General features: G+C 31.0%; 7 protein-coding genes. 4 read left to right on the top strand and 3 right to left on the bottom strand.

The genetic code is table 11. From position 1 onward, the window contains the following. Nucleotides 1-75: 75 nt before the first annotated feature. A complete protein-coding gene (locus ACOQN8_RS05030; protein WP_420551854.1) occupies nt 76-2664 on the bottom strand; it encodes an AsmA family protein in 2589 nt (862 codons plus the stop codon). Between the two features lie 118 nt (nt 2665-2782). On the opposite strand from ACOQN8_RS05030, the gene queG reads away from it, so the two are divergent. After that, the gene (gene queG / locus ACOQN8_RS05025; RefSeq protein ID WP_420551853.1) at nt 2783-3709 is read left to right on the top strand and encodes a tRNA epoxyqueuosine(34) reductase QueG; all 927 of its coding nucleotides are present in this window, start codon (nt 2783-2785) and stop codon (nt 3707-3709) included. Nucleotides 3710-3753: 44 nt separating this feature from the next. On the opposite strand, the gene ACOQN8_RS05020 is transcribed toward queG, so the two are convergent. Further along, nucleotides 3754-4392 (bottom strand): PAS domain-containing protein, encoded by a 639-nt coding sequence (locus ACOQN8_RS05020; RefSeq protein ID WP_420551852.1) that lies wholly within the window; start codon nt 4390-4392, stop codon nt 3754-3756. A 105-nt stretch (nt 4393-4497) separates the two neighbouring features. Further along, the gene (locus ACOQN8_RS05015) at nt 4498-5130 is read right to left on the bottom strand and encodes a PAS domain-containing protein (RefSeq protein WP_420551851.1); all 633 of its coding nucleotides are present in this window, start codon (nt 5128-5130) and stop codon (nt 4498-4500) included. A 142-nt stretch (nt 5131-5272) separates the two neighbouring features. Here ACOQN8_RS05015 and ACOQN8_RS05010 point away from each other — a divergent pair, with 142 nt between their 5' ends. The 3 genes from ACOQN8_RS05010 (at nt 5273) to sov (ending at nt 15382) form a co-directional block, all read left to right on the top strand. Continuing rightward, nucleotides 5273-7555, top strand: coding sequence for an NADP-dependent malic enzyme (locus ACOQN8_RS05010; RefSeq protein WP_420551850.1), 2283 nt, complete (start codon nt 5273-5275; stop codon nt 7553-7555). An 84-nt stretch (nt 7556-7639) separates the two neighbouring features. Further along, complete coding sequence (ruvA, locus tag ACOQN8_RS05005; protein WP_235274324.1) at nt 7640-8221, top strand: Holliday junction branch migration protein RuvA; 582 nt, start codon at nt 7640-7642, stop codon at nt 8219-8221. Between the two features lie 21 nt (nt 8222-8242). Then, on the top strand, nt 8243-15382 hold the full coding sequence (sov, locus tag ACOQN8_RS05000; RefSeq protein WP_420551849.1) for a T9SS outer membrane translocon Sov/SprA: 7140 nt from the start codon (nt 8243-8245) through the stop codon (nt 15380-15382). Nucleotides 15383-15402: the final 20 nt, after the last annotated feature.

Below are 15402 nucleotides of genomic sequence, written 5' to 3'. Positions count from 1 at the left end.
ATAAGCTGTTAAATAATTGACAAAGAATTATTAAAGTTATAGACGCCAATATTTTTAAAACAGTTGCCTGAGTTTTTAATTACCCCCTTTTTTCTTTTTTTTCTTCCCAAATAAGCCACCTAAAACATCAGTTACTTTCTTAACGGTTTTGTCAGTTTTACTAGTTGAATCTTTCTTTTTATTACCTAATAAATTACCTAAAGTATTCTTAACAAGATTATCCTTTTGTTGTTGTACTAATTTCTGAGTTAATTTAGTAACAGAAGAAGATAAATCTGTTTTTATAGTAGGGCTAGTCATACTACCTGTTAGGTTTGCTGTAACTGGAACTGTAATATTTTGATCTTTTGTACTAAGTTTTGATAATAAGCCTTGAACATCACTTCCTAAATATTTTGCAGGAACATCAAACGTTACATTATAATTCATCGTTTGATCAAAACTATGAGTACCACCAACATTAATACCAATATCTTTGTATTTTAACTTAAAAGGAGATACTTCTACCTGCCCTTTTTTAAATGATAAATGAGTTTTAATATCAGTTAAGTCTAATTTAGTTAAATCTATAAAAGATAATTTGTCGTTTAATAAACTTAAGGCTTTTGTTTTTTCCGGATTAATCTTAGTAGTTAACAATTCAGCCAAGGCTTTACCAGAAATTGAAGTTAAATTCGGAGTAAAATCAGTATTTAAATCTCCAGATAAATTAATGTCTGAATTTAATTTACCATTCATAGCACCAGCAATTGGACTTAGCGATTGTAGTAAATCTAAACTATTAAATGATTGAGCAATATCAAATGATTTGATTCCTAGTTTTACATCAAAAGTTGGTTGTTTTTTCTGTGTATTCACTTCACCATTTAAGGCTATTTTACCGTTAAAAATGCCTGCATTTACATTTTGTAAAGTAGCTTTTTCATCTTTCAATAATAAAGTACCTTTTACATTTCGTAGTTTTAAATTATCGTAATATACTGTTTTAGCATCAGCAAATATTTTGCAATCTAAAAAAGCAGGGATTTTTAAAGATTCTGTTGGTTTTTCTTCTTTTGGAGTGTCTTCTTTCTTTTCTGTAGGAGTAGTGTTTTCTTGCATAAAGTCACTAACGTAAAAAGAGTTTGAATTCACGTTAAAATCACCTTGTAATTTTTTATTTGAAAGTAAAAAGCCTAATAGATTTTGAATTTTACCAGTTGCATTAATATCACTTTTACCCGTATTTGCTTCAAACTTCGTTAAAGAAATTGTCGTTGGAGTAAAATCGACTTTGGTGTTTTTTATATTAATAGGGTTAACAATGTCTTTAGAAGAAAAAACAAAGTCACTTACTTCAATATGTCCATTATTTTTAATTCTGTTCAAGTTACTTTTTTGAATTGCATCTAAATCGAATTTGGTATGTAAGTTTGCTTTTAAAATACCTCTTAGCTCATTTTTTAAATCAACAGGGTAAGCCTTGTTTATGTTAGCTAAGTTTAATGTTCCGTTTAGTGTTGCATTTATAAGTGGATTTGTAGTTAAATTATGTACACTACCTTTTCCTGAAAAAGTGTCTTCATCAATTTTAAATGATAACCCTGCGATGTTTACATACGTATTTTGCGTTTTACCTGTAGTGTTTTTTATTTGTGCGTCAATATTGATGTTTCTTACAGTTTTAGGTAAATCTGGATACTTAAATGATGCATTTTTTGATGAAAGAGTAATGTCTAATTTAGGAATATTCGAGTTATCAATAACACCATTAACTTTTCCGTTAACGCTAAAATTACCAGAAGTGGTAACATTGGCAATATTTTTAGTATATACTTCAGGAATTAGACCTAAAAAGTTTTTAAAATCAGATGAAGGAGTTTTAAAGTTAATGTCAACTTCTTGATTGTTCTTATTTATTTGAACATATCCATCAAAAATTAAAGGTAAGTTATTCAGTTTTGCTTCATTCTTTAAGAATGAAAATTTCTGATTTACCAAATCCATTCCCAAAATAGCATCTAATTGTATTTTCTGATTTTTAGCATATGAAGTACCATCCATACCAAAAGAAATTAGAGTAGATGTTTTGGTATCTAATTCCATATTAGACTGAGAAAAATCACCACTTCCAGAATGATTAAAATCATTTAAACTAAGATGCATTTTTCCTTTTTTATCAGTATACTTAATGGTTGCATTTGAAATATTATAAGAATCAATAGAAAGTCCAAAATTAGAAGAACTAGTGTTTTCTGTAGTTGTTTCTTGTGTTACTTCTTTAGGTTTAGAGATGTCATAATTTGCATTCCCATTTTTATCAACCAAAACATTCACTTTTGCATTATCAATAGAAAAAGATTTTATATTCAGTTGATCAGTGCTACTTTTAAAAAGCTCAGTTAATCTTAAGTTTAAACGAATATCGTTTGCATATAATAAGGTATCACCCTCAAAAGGTTTGTTATTTATAACGGTTGTATTTGAAAGTTGAACCGAAATATTAGGGAAATTTCTAATTAAACTTAGGTTAGCATCACTAAAATCAACTTTAGCATTAACATTATTGTTTACAGTCTGTTTAACCAAACCAATTATCTTGTCTTGGAACAATAAAGGAATACTTACAAGAATAACAAAGATTGCTATTACAACTCCTAAAACTATTTTATAAATCTTTTTCATGATTAAAAAGGTTGATTTTATATACTAACGAACAAAGGTCTGCATTTATTTGTTAAACAAAAGTGAATAAAATAATAAAATAAAACTTTTGTTAATTTTGCGCCATAAAATAAGTGTTTTGAACCATAAAGAGCAATATTCCAAATTTATAAAAGAACAGGCAAAACGATTGGGTTTTTTGGCATGTGGTATTGCTAAAGCCGATTTTTTAGAAGAGGAAGCTCCACGCTTAGAAGAATGGTTAAATAATAATAACCATGGTGAAATGCGCTATATGGAAAACCACTTTGATAAACGTTTAGATCCTAGGTTGTTAGTTGAAGGAGCTAAATCTGTTATATCATTGTCATACAATTATTTCCCAGAAAAGGTTCAGAATGATGATAGTTACAAGATTTCTAAATATGCTTATGGTCAAGATTATCATCATGTAATAAAAGAAAAACTTAGAGAGTTGTTAACGTTAATTAATGATGAAATAGGAGAGGTTTCTGGTCGTTGTTTTGTTGATTCAGCTCCAGTTTTAGAAAGAGCTTGGGCAGAAAAAGCTGGTTTGGGTTGGAATGGAAAGCATACGTTGTTAATTCAAAAACAACAAGGCTCATTTTTCTTCTTGGCAGAATTAATAATTGATTTAGAACTTGAATATGATCATGCTTTTCAAACAGATCATTGTGGAAAGTGTACTCGTTGTATAGATGCTTGTCCAACTCAAGCAATTTTGCCAAATAACACAGTGGATGGAAGTAAATGTATTTCCTATTTTACAATTGAATTAAAAGATGCTATTCCTACTGAGTTTAAAGGAATGAATGAAGATTGGATGTTTGGTTGTGATGTTTGTCAGGATGTGTGTCCGTGGAATCGTTTTTCAAAGCCACATTCAGAGCCTTTATTTGCACCACAGGGGGACTTGTTAGAAATGACGCAACGAGATTGGAAAGAATTAACACAAGAAACATTTAGTAAAGTGTTTAAAAAGTCTGCGGTTAAAAGGACTAAATTTTCTGGTTTAACAAGAAATATCTCTTTCTTGAGTGAATAAATAAAAGCTACCTGAATATGAAATTCAGATAGCTCTCATTTCTCTTAGAGAAAATCACCAAAGAAAAACCAGTTTAAACTTTTTTTAATTTTACTTGGTTGCTCTTCTGTTTCGTTTTGTGTTCGTACTTGATTGTTTTTCTTTTCTTTTAAAGACTCTTGCTCAAATAAGTCTACAACAAATTCATCATAGGTTTTACCTTCTTCTTTCAAATAAGCATCAAAATATAATTCACTTGCTTTTTCACCTTTTATTTTTTCAATATCTAAAAGAGTTTTGTAAAGAGGTTCAATCTTTTTAATAACACTTTCTGGTACGGCTTTTCTACGGCCTGTGTAACCAGTCATTTTGCCATTATCATCTTTGTCAATAGTAAAGTCGGTAATTACCCAGTAATACCTTCCAGTTCTAGTTAGGTTTTTTACAATAGCATGAAAGTTTTCACCTTTCTTTAAAGAATCCCATAAAACTTTGAATGCAACTTTAGGCATGTCGGGATGTCTAATGATATTGTGTGGTTCACCTATTAGTTCAATTTTATTGTATTCAGAAACTTCTTCAAAAGTATCGTTCATGTATAAAATTGTTCCGTGAAGGTCGGTTTTACTAATAATAATTTCGTTTTTGTTCCATTTGACTTCTTCATCAATAATGGTTGTTGGCCTGAGGGATATTTTTGTCATTTAACACTAATTTAGTCTAAACAAAAATAATAAAACTAACAGAACAGTAACCTTAAATTTTAGATAAAAAGTTACTGTTTTTTACTATTGTGAAAAGTTTAAAGATTAAAGGAAATCACCGAAGAAAAACCAATTTAATCCTTTTTTTAGTTTGCTTGTTTCTTCTTCCTCTTCTACTTTTTGACTATCTGTGATTGCTTTTTGTTCTTTAGATTTCTCTTGTTCAAATAAATCTACAACAAACTCATCATAGCTTTTACCAACCTCTTCTTTTAAGTAAGCTTCAAAATATAATTCACTTGCTTTTTCACCTTTCATATTTTCTATATCTAATAGTGTTTTGTATAAAGGTTCAATTTTCTTTACAACACTATCCGGAACAGCTTTTCTTCTTGCGGTGTATCCAGTAACTTCTCCATCATCATTTTTGTCAATAACAAAATCGGTAATAACCCAATAGTATCTTCCTGTTCTGGTTAAATTTTTTACAATGGCGTGGTAGTTTTCTTCTCTTTTTAAGGCATCCCATAATGCTTTAAATGCAACTTTAGGCATATCGGGGTGTCTAATAATATTGTGTGGTTCGCCAATTAATTCAATAGGGCTGTATTCACATGTGTTAGCAAAAACATCGTTAGCATATAAAATGGTACCATATGTATCGGTTTTACTTACAATGGTTTTGGTTTTGTCCCATTTTACTTCTTCGTCGATTATTTGTCGTGGGGGAGTATTCATAGTTTTGAAAATTTAGATTGAATAATACTGCAAAATTAAATTGAAAATTAAACGACAAACATGATTTTTATCATGTTAGAAATTATTTTTACTAAATAACAAAAACGTATATTTGTAGGTTCAAACAAACAATATCAAACCTATGAGTGATTCTAGAAAAAGGCGCGAAGCTTTACTATATCATGCAAAACCAAAACCGGGGAAAATAGCAGTTGTACCTACTAAAAAGTATGCTACACAGCACGATTTATCTTTAGCTTATTCGCCAGGAGTAGCAGAACCTTGTTTAGAAATAGCAAAAGATAAAAATAACGTTTACAAATACACAGCAAAAAGTAACCTTGTAGCTGTTATTTCTAATGGAACAGCGGTTTTAGGTTTAGGAGATATAGGACCAGAGGCGTCTAAACCTGTAATGGAGGGAAAAGGTTTACTATTTAAGATTTTTGCCGATATCGATGTTTTTGATATTGAAGTTGATGCAACAGACGTAGATAAATTTGTAGAAACAGTTAAAGCTATTGCTCCAACTTTTGGAGGAATTAACTTAGAAGATATCAAAGCTCCTGAAGCTTTTGAAATAGAAAGAAGATTAAAAGAGGAATTAGATATTCCTGTAATGCACGATGATCAGCATGGGACAGCTATTATATCTGCAGCAGCATTGAAAAACGCTTTAGAAATTATCAAGAAAGATATTTCAGATATTCAGATAGTTGTAAATGGAGCTGGAGCAGCTGCAATTTCATGTACACGTTTATATTTAGCATTAGGAGCTAAAAGAGAAAACGTTGTAATGTGCGATAGTAAAGGAGTTATTAGAAAAGATAGAGGTAATTTAACTCCGCAAAAAGAAGAGTTTGCAACTGATAAAGATGTAAATACTTTAGAGGAAGCAATGCATAATGCTGATGTTTTTATAGGACTGTCAAAAGGAAATGTAGTATCTCCAGAGATGTTATTATCAATGGCAAAAGATCCTATTGTATTTGCAATGGCCAATCCGGAACCAGAAATAGCTTATGACTTAGCAGTTGAAACAAGAGACGATATAATAATGGCTACTGGTAGGTCTGATCATCCTAATCAAGTTAATAATGTACTTGGATTTCCGTTTATTTTTAGGGGAGCTTTAGATGTTAGAGCAACTAAAATTAACGAAGAAATGAAGATGGCTGCTGTACATGCTTTAGCAGATTTAGCTAAAAAGTCAGTGCCAGAACAAGTTAATATTGTATACGATGAAGTAAGTTTATCGTTTGGTAGAGATTATATTATTCCAAAACCATTTGATCCAAGATTAATCTATGAAATTCCACCAGCAATTGCCAAAGCAGCAATAGAATCTGGAGTAGCTCAAGAGCCAATAACAGATTGGGATAAATATCGTGATGAGTTAATGGATCGTTCAGGAACAGGAAGTAAAGAAATCCGTTTATTACATAATAGAGCTAAGAAAGATCCTAAGAAAGTTGTTTTTGCTGAGGCAGATCATTTAGATGTATTAAAAGCAGCACAAAGAGTTCATGATGAAAAAATAGGTATCCCTATTTTATTAGGAAGAAAAGAAGTTATTTTAGAATTGAAAAAAGAATTAGGATTTGATGCCGACGTTCTTATCATCGATCCTAAAACAGATGTGGAAAAAGAAAGAAGAGATCGTTATGCTGAAGCTTTCTGGAAAACAAGACAACGTAAAGGGGTTACATTGTTAGAAGCAAAAAAATGGATGCGTGAGCGTAATTATTTTGCAGCAATGATGGTGAATACTGGAGAAGCAGATGCTTTAATTACTGGATACTCAAGATCATATTCTTCGGTAGTAAAACCAATGTTGACTTTAATAGAAAAAGACAAAGGTGTTACTCGTGTAGCAGCAACTAATATGATGCTAACAAAGCAAGGGCCAATGTTCTTAGCAGATACAACGATAAATATTAATCCGACAGCAAAAGATTTATCAAAAATTAGTCAGTTAACATCAGTGTTAGCAAAAATGTTTGGTATGAAACCACACATAGCAATGCTAGGCTTTTCTAATTTTGGTTCATCAATATCTGAAACTTCTGTAAAAATTAGAGAGGCTGTTTCGTATATCCACCGTCATAATCCAAATGTAATTGTAGATGGAGAATTACAAGCAGATTTTGCTTTAAACCCAGAGTTATTAGCAAAAGAATTTCCGTTTTCAAAACTAAATGGTAAAAGAGCAAATATTTTAATTTTCCCTAATTTAGAATCAGCAAACATTACTTATAAGTTAATGAAACAAGTTGATGGAGTAGAGTCAATAGGACCTATTTTATTGGGGATGAGTAAACCAGTTCATATTTTACAATTAGGAGCTAGTGTAGATGAGATGGTTAATATGGCTGCAGTAGCTGTTGTTGACGCTCAAAACAAAGCGAGAAAGCAAAACAAATAAGTAATAAAAGTTTAAAGTCTTGATAAATAAGGTTTTTAAAAAGAAATATTTTTATTTATTTTAGACAACTAGAAAATCAGCTAAATGATTACACAAATTAAGGGGAAACTTGTTGAAAAAAATCCAACATATGCAGTAGTAGACTGTAATGGAGTTGGATACCTAATGCATATTTCTTTAAATACATACTCATCTTTACCAGATGATGAAAACGTATTGTTGTATACTCATTTATCGGTAAGAGAAGATGCTCATACTTTATATGGGTTCTCTAATAAAATTGAACGAGAAGTCTTTCGTTTGTTAACATCTGTTTCTGGAGTTGGACCTAGTACAGCCAGAACAATGTTATCTTCAATGACATCTGAAGAAATACAGCAAGCTATAGCATCAGAAAACGTAAAACTGATTCAATCAGTAAAAGGTATTGGTGCAAAAACTGCTCAGCGTGTTATAGTAGATTTGAAAGACAAAATATTAAAAACGTTCGATTTAGATGAAGTTTCTGTTGTACAAAACAATACAAATAAAGAAGAAGCGTTATCTGCATTAGAGGTTCTTGGCTTTGCCCGTAAACAAGCTGATAAAGTAGTTGGAAATATATTAAAAGAAACACCTGATGCTAGTGTTGAAAAGCTAATAAAGCAGGCGTTGAAAAACTTATAAACAAGGTTGGAAAAAAAGGTTATGAATAGATTACTGGCAACACTTACTCTTTTGGTAAGTGTTGTTTCGTTTTCGCAGAACACTTCAGGAAATAGTACAAATACAGTAAAAAAAGATACAGTTATACCTTTAAAGTATAATTTTGGTTATACCAAAAACGGAGCGTTGTATTTAAACAATCCAGTAGAGAAAATTGTAACTTACGATAAAGCAATAAATAAATTTGTTTTAGTAGAAAAAATAGGAGACTACTACGTTGGAACTCCTATTTTTATGACTCCTGAAGAGTATGATAAATACCTTTTAAAAAACGATATAAAAAACTATTTTAAAGAAAAAGTTGATGCTACCAACCCAAAGAAAAAAGGAAATAAAAACGCAAGAAAGAATTTATTACCTAAATACTATGTAAATTCTAAATTTTTTGAATCTGTTTTTGGTGGAAATACAGTTGAGGTTATTCCTTCGGGACAGGTGAATATAAAACTAGGAGGAGTTTATCAGAAAAATGAAAATCCACAAATATCTATAGAAAATCAAAGTAGTTTTACTTTTGATTTTGATCAGCAAATTAGTGCAAGCTTACAAGCAAAGGTTGGAAAGCGCTTAAAAGTTACAGCAAACTATGATACTCAATCTACTTTCGATTTTCAAAATATTATCAAATTAGAGTATACTCCCACTGAAGATGATATTGTAAGAAATATTGAAGCAGGTAATATTAGTATGCCAATTAAAAACTCATTAATAAATGGTGCACAGTCTTTATTTGGGGTGAAAACCGAGTTGCAATTTGGAAAGACATATATAACAGCAGCATTTTCGCAACAAAATTCACAATCTAAAACTGTAATAGCAGAAGGAGGAGCAACGATTGAACCTTTTGAGTTGAGAGCTTCAGATTATGATAATGATCGTCACTTTTTCTTATCTCAATATTTTAGAGAAAATTATAAGGAAGCATTAAATAATTATCCATTAGTAAGTAGTCCTATAAATATTACAAGAGTTGAAGTTTGGATAACTAATAGAACTCAAAATGTAAATGATTACCGTAGTATAGTTGCTCTTGCCGATTTAGGAGAATCTAGTGATGCAAATGAGGTAAACCCAACAGAAATTAATGCAATTCCTGGAGCGGTATCGGTTAATTCTAAAATATTACCATATAATGGTGTTAATAATTTAAATCCATTATTAGCAACTACTGTAGGAGGAATTAGAGATGTAGCAACAGTAGATAATGCAATTACAGGTATAGGAATTACTCCACAACAAGGGTTTAACTATTCATATTTACAAAATGCACGTAAACTTCAGGCTAACGAATTTAGATTGCATCCTCAATTAGGATTTATTTCTTTAAATAGAAGGTTAAATGATGGAGAGGTATTAGCAGTAGCATATGAGTATACTGTTGTAGGAGCGTCTAATGGTGAAACCGTTTTTAAAGTAGGAGAATTCTCAAACGATGGAGTTGTAGCACCTTCAAATTTAGTAGTAAAGTTATTACGTAGTGAAATCTTAAATACTGTTCGACCAGGTACTGGTGGAACTTCTGGAGTACCAGCTGAGGCATTTCCAACTTGGCGTTTAATGATGAAGAACGTGTATGCTTTAGGAGCATTCCCATTACAAAGAGATGGTTTTCGTTTTGAATTGTTATATCGAGATGATGAAACAGGCACCTTACAAAATACACTGCAAAATGCTCAGACACCAGGTATTACAGATAAACCTCTACTGCGAATCTTAAATTTAGATAAACTAGATCAAAGTCAATATGCAGTTCCTAATGGAGATGGTTTCTTCGATTATGTGGAAGGAATTACTGTAAACTCAGAAAGAGGATATGTGTTATTCCCAGAACCAGAACCGTTTGGTATTGATTTGAGGGATGAGTTAACGAATACAACAGATCAAGACAAATATTTGTTTGAAGAGTTATATTTAACAACAAAGATTCAGGCAAAAAACGAATATCAAAATAAAGATAAATTCTTTTTAAAAGGATATTTTAAATCAGAAACAAGTAGAGGGATTTCATTAGGAGCCTTTAATGTTCCTAGAGGTTCAGTACGTGTTACAGCAGGAGGACGACAACTAGTTGAAGGAATTGATTACGTAGTAGATTATCAGTTAGGGCGTGTTCAGATTTTAGATCCAGGATTGGAAGCTTCTGGAACACCAATTAATGCTACAGTAGAAAATAATACTTTCTTTAATCAGCAAAGAAAAACATTTATAGGAATTGACGTAGAGCACCGTTTTTCAGAAAAATTTATATTAGGAGGTACTTTCTTAAATGTAAGTGAAAGACCAATTACTCCAAAAGTAAACTTTGGAGGAGAGCCTATAGATAATGTAATGTTAGGTTTAAACTTAGATTATTCAGCAGAGGTTCCTTATTTAACAAAATTAGCAAACAAATTACCATTTGTAGAAACTGATGCGCCATCTAATGTATCGGTAAGAGCAGATATGGCTTACTTATTACCAGGATCACCTAGTGGAATTAATGTAGATGGAACAGCCACGTCTTATTTAGATGATTTTGAAGCATCGCAGATACCAATTAATTTAAGTTCTCCACAACAGTGGTTTTTAGCAAGTACACCAGAGTCGCAAGGTTTTGATGGGGGTGTAAATGATATATCTTATAACTACAAAAGAGGTAAATTAGCGTGGTATAACATTGACCAGCTTTTTTATGGAAGTGGAAATAGACCAGGCAATATTGATGAGAATGAATTGTCAAGAAATGAGGTACGTCAAATACGATACAATGAATTATTTCCCAATACAGATTTAGATATAACACAGCAAAATTTAGTTCGTACTTTAGATTTAGCTTATTATCCTTCAGAAAGAGGTCCTTATAACTATAATCAAAATGCAAATTCTGTAACTCCAGAAGAGCGTTGGGGAGGAATTATGAGAGCTTTAACCACCAATAATTTTGAACAAGCAAATGTTGAGTATATTCAGTTTTGGGTAATGGATCCATATGAGAATTACTCAATTAATCAAGAAGAAGGGTTACCAGCAGGAATAAATCCACAAGACCCAATTAATCAGGTAGGAAAGTTATTTATCAACTTAGGAAGTGTATCGGAAGATATCTTAAAAGATGGTAGAAAGCAGTATGAAAACGGATTACCAGTAGATGGAAATAAAATTCCTGGAAATAATGTAAATGCAACAGTTTGGGGAAATACACCAATAAATCCATCAATATTATATGCTTTTGATTCTAGTAATGAAGCAAGGGTAAATCAAGATATTGGATTAGATGGATTAACAGATGCAGAAGAAAAAGCATTATATCCTGCATTTGCTTCTTTAGATGATCCAGCAGGTGATAATTTCCAGTTTTTTAGAGGTGGGGATATTGAAGCAACAAATCCTTCAGTTTTATCACGTTATAAAAACTATAACGGAACACAAGGAAATTCACCAACAGCAAGTCAATCTACTGAAGCATTTCCTACATCATCTACAACATATCCAGATGTAGAAGATATTAACAAGGATCAAACAATGAATCCTGTAAATAGCTATTTTGAATATGAAGTATCATTTAATAAAAGTGATTTACAAGTAGGAAAAAATCATATTATCGATTCAAAGAGTGAGCCAGTAACATTAGCAAACGGATCTACAAGAACAACAACTTGGTATCAATTTAGAATTCCAATTAGAAATGTAACTGATGCTCAGAAAATAAACGGTATTACCGATTTTAATAGTATTCGTTTTATTAGAATGTTCCTTACTCAATTTAAAATGCCAATAGTTTTACGTTTTGGAGAATTAGAATTGGTAAGAGGAGATTGGCGTAGATATACAAAAGTGTTACCTAGTATAACAACTCCAGTTGAATTAGCTCCAGCTGAGCTAAATAAGTTTGAAGTTGGAGTAGTGAGTATAGAGCAAAACCAAGAAAAATATGCACTTCCTCCAGGTATTCTTAGAGAACAGTTGCAAGGAACAAATAGAATTCAACGTCAAAATGAACAGTCAGTAACTTTAAAAGTTACCGATTTGCCAGCTGACCAAATAAGAACTATTTATAAAAACATTAGTATAGATATGCGTAGATATAAGAAGTTACGTATGTTTTTACACGCTGAAGATCCAGATGGAGTAGCTACTCAAGATGAAGCAGCAAATGCCGAAGCCATTATTCGTTTAGGTACCGACTTAAATGATAATTATTATGAAGTTCACAAGCCTTTAGTGTATAGTAAATTAACGCCAGGGTCAACTCCAGAACCTGATAAAGTTTGGCCAACAGAAAATGATTTAGAAATACCATTACAAGAGTTAGCGAATTTAAAAATACAAAGACCTTTAGGACAAAGTATAACAGATGTGTTTTCTTCAACTAGTTCAAATGGTTTGAAAATTTTTGTAAGAGGTAATCCTACATTAGCTCAGATAAGAACAGTAATGTTAGGAGTTAAGAATACGGAAGTTACTGATAATAAATCTATAGAAGTATGGTTTAACGAATTACGAGCTGTAGGTTTTGATAACAAAGGAGGATGGGCTGCTGTATTAAATGCAGATGCTAATCTTGCTGATGTAATGAATGTATCATTAGCAGGAAGAATGTCTACTATTGGTTTTGGTAATGTTGAGGACCGAGTACAACAAAGAAGTATTGAAGAAACAAAACAATATAGTGTAGCAACAAATATTCAATTAGGTAAAATGATGCCTAAAAAATGGAATATGCAAATACCTATGAGTTATAGTTATGGGGAAGAGTTTAGAGATCCAAAATACGATCCGCAATTTCAAGATGTAGAATTAAAAGATGCATTAGATAAAAATCCTAATAGTAAGAATGCTCAAGACTATACACGTAGACAAAGTATTAGTTTTATAAATGTAAAAAAGAATAAGAACCCAGAAAGTAAAAAGAAACCAAAATTTTATGATGTAGAAAACTTTTCTGTTTCATATTCGCACAGTGAAGAGTTTCACAAAGATTATAACATTGAAAAGTATATTAACAGAAATGTTATGGCTGGAGCAAGTTATAATTTTACTTTCAAGCCTTTTGTAATAGAACCTTTCAAGAGTTCGAAATTATTTAAGAGTAGATATTTACGATTTATAAAAGATTTAAATATTAATCCTGTTCCAAAAAATATAGCTGTTAATTCAAGAATTAATAGAAATTATAATTCTCAGCAATCTAGAAATCTAGTACAAAATATAGGTTTATCCGCTCAACCAGAATTAATACAACGTAGATTTTTATTTAATTGGGATTATACAATAGGGTTTGATTTGACAAAATCGTTACAATTAAACTTTAATGCGGCTAATAACTATATTTATGATAGTTTTGGAGAAGATGAGAATTTAGAAATTTATGATAAGTTCTTTAATGTAGGTAGACCAGATAATTATCACCAAAAATTAAACGCAACTTATAAATTACCAATTAATAAATTACCATATTTAGGTTTTGTTACTGCTGATTATGGATATACTGCTGATTTCGATTGGAAAGCAAGTGCTCAAAGTAATTTAGATTTACCAAATGGTCAAAGCGTAAGTTATGTAGATGTAGTAGGTAATATGATTCAAAATGCTAATACACATAATTTAAATACGAATATAGACTTTGGACGTTTCTACAAAACTTTGAAGTTAGATAAACTGTTGTTAAAAGGAACAAAGAAAAGACCAACTAAAAAAGGAACAGTTGCTCTAGGAGCTAAAACAACAACTCCAAAGGCTAAGTTGAAAAAGAATGCTTCTTTTGGTCACAAGGTAATGAAAGGATTATATGATGTTCTAACTTCGGTGAAAAGAGCTAAGATTAGTTATTCACAAAACAACGGAACTTTATTACAAGGATATAAACCATCTGTAGGTTTCTTAGGAAGAAATTCATATGGTGGAGGTTTAGCACCAACATTAGGTTTTGTATTTGGAAGTCAGACAGATATTTTAAATACAGCTATAGAAAACGGTTGGTTAGTAACGAGAACAAGTCAGAACGACCCTAATCAACCTTACTATAATAAGAATTATGGTAAAAACAGTTATAAAAAGTTAGATTATAATATTTCAATAAAACCAGTTAAAAACTTAACTATAGATTTAACAGGTAGAAGAATTCAAACAACTAGATTAAATCAGCAATTAGATATAATTTCTGATGGAAGTGGAGGTTTTCATCAAGACCCTAATATAAAAGCTTTTGAAACAGGAGATTATAGTATTAGTCACTTTATGTTAGGAACTGTATTTACAGATAATGAAACTTTATATCAAAATTTCTTAGATTATAGAAATACAATAGCCAATAGGTTGTCTAATGAAAGTGGATTGCCAAATACACCAGGGGCAGGATATAAAGTTAATGGGCAGCAAGCAATGTTGCCAGCCTTTCTTGCAGCATATTCAGGTACTAGTCCAAATTCAGTAAGTACAGGAATATTTAAGAACATACCGATACCTAATTGGAGATTGCGTTATAATGGGTTTATGAAGTATAAATGGTTTAAAAAAACATTCTCTTCATTTACATTATCACATGGATATAAATCATCTTATACCATAGGGAATTACACAAATAACTTACAATATGATGCTTCTTCACCAACAAATACAAATACTTCTGGTAATTATCAATCAGAACTATTACTTTCGTCGGCAACTTTAATTGATGAATTCTCTCCACTTGTAAAAGTTGATTTTAGAATGAAGAATTCATTCTCATTTAAAGGAGAAGTAAGAAAAGATAGAAGTTTAACATTAAATTTCAATAATAACACATTAACTGATATAAAAGGAACAGAATATGTTGTTGGATTTGGATATAAGATTAGAGATGTTAAATTTGTAACTCGATTTACAGGAAAAAAAGAAACATTAAAAGGAGATATTAATTTAAGAGCAGACATTTCGTTAAGAGATAATTTAACATTAATACGAAGTGTTGATGAAGAAAATAGTCAGATAACAGGAGGAGAAAAATTATTCGGATTAAAGTTTATGGCAGACTATAATTTAAGTAGCAATTTAACAGCTTCATTTTATTATAACCATCAAACATTCCAATATGCTGTTTCAACTACTTTTCCAAGACAATCAATCAATGCTGGAATTAATATCATTTATAATTTAGGAAAGTAAAACAAACACAATAAAAATAA

This window comes from Tenacibaculum aiptasiae (assembly GCF_965221665.1).
Lineage (GTDB): Bacteria > Bacteroidota > Bacteroidia > Flavobacteriales > Flavobacteriaceae > Polaribacter > Polaribacter aiptasiae.
This window is presented reverse-complemented; position numbering and strand designations above follow the sequence as displayed.

What these genes read in the sequence shown, in the direction of transcription:
- ACOQN8_RS05030 (WP_420551854.1), bottom strand. Translation starts at nt 2,664, where the DNA reads ATGAAAAAGATTTATAAAATAGTTTTAGGAGTTGTAATAGCAATCTTT.
- ACOQN8_RS05020 (WP_420551852.1), bottom strand. Translation starts at nt 4,392, where the DNA reads ATGACAAAAATATCCCTCAGGCCAACAACCATTATTGATGAAGAAGTC.
- ACOQN8_RS05015 (WP_420551851.1), bottom strand. Translation starts at nt 5,130, where the DNA reads ATGAATACTCCCCCACGACAAATAATCGACGAAGAAGTAAAATGGGAC.
- ACOQN8_RS05010 (WP_420551850.1), top strand. Translation starts at nt 5,273, where the DNA reads ATGAGTGATTCTAGAAAAAGGCGCGAAGCTTTACTATATCATGCAAAA.
- ruvA (WP_235274324.1), top strand. Translation starts at nt 7,640, where the DNA reads ATGATTACACAAATTAAGGGGAAACTTGTTGAAAAAAATCCAACATAT.
- sov (WP_420551849.1), top strand. Translation starts at nt 8,243, where the DNA reads ATGAATAGATTACTGGCAACACTTACTCTTTTGGTAAGTGTTGTTTCG.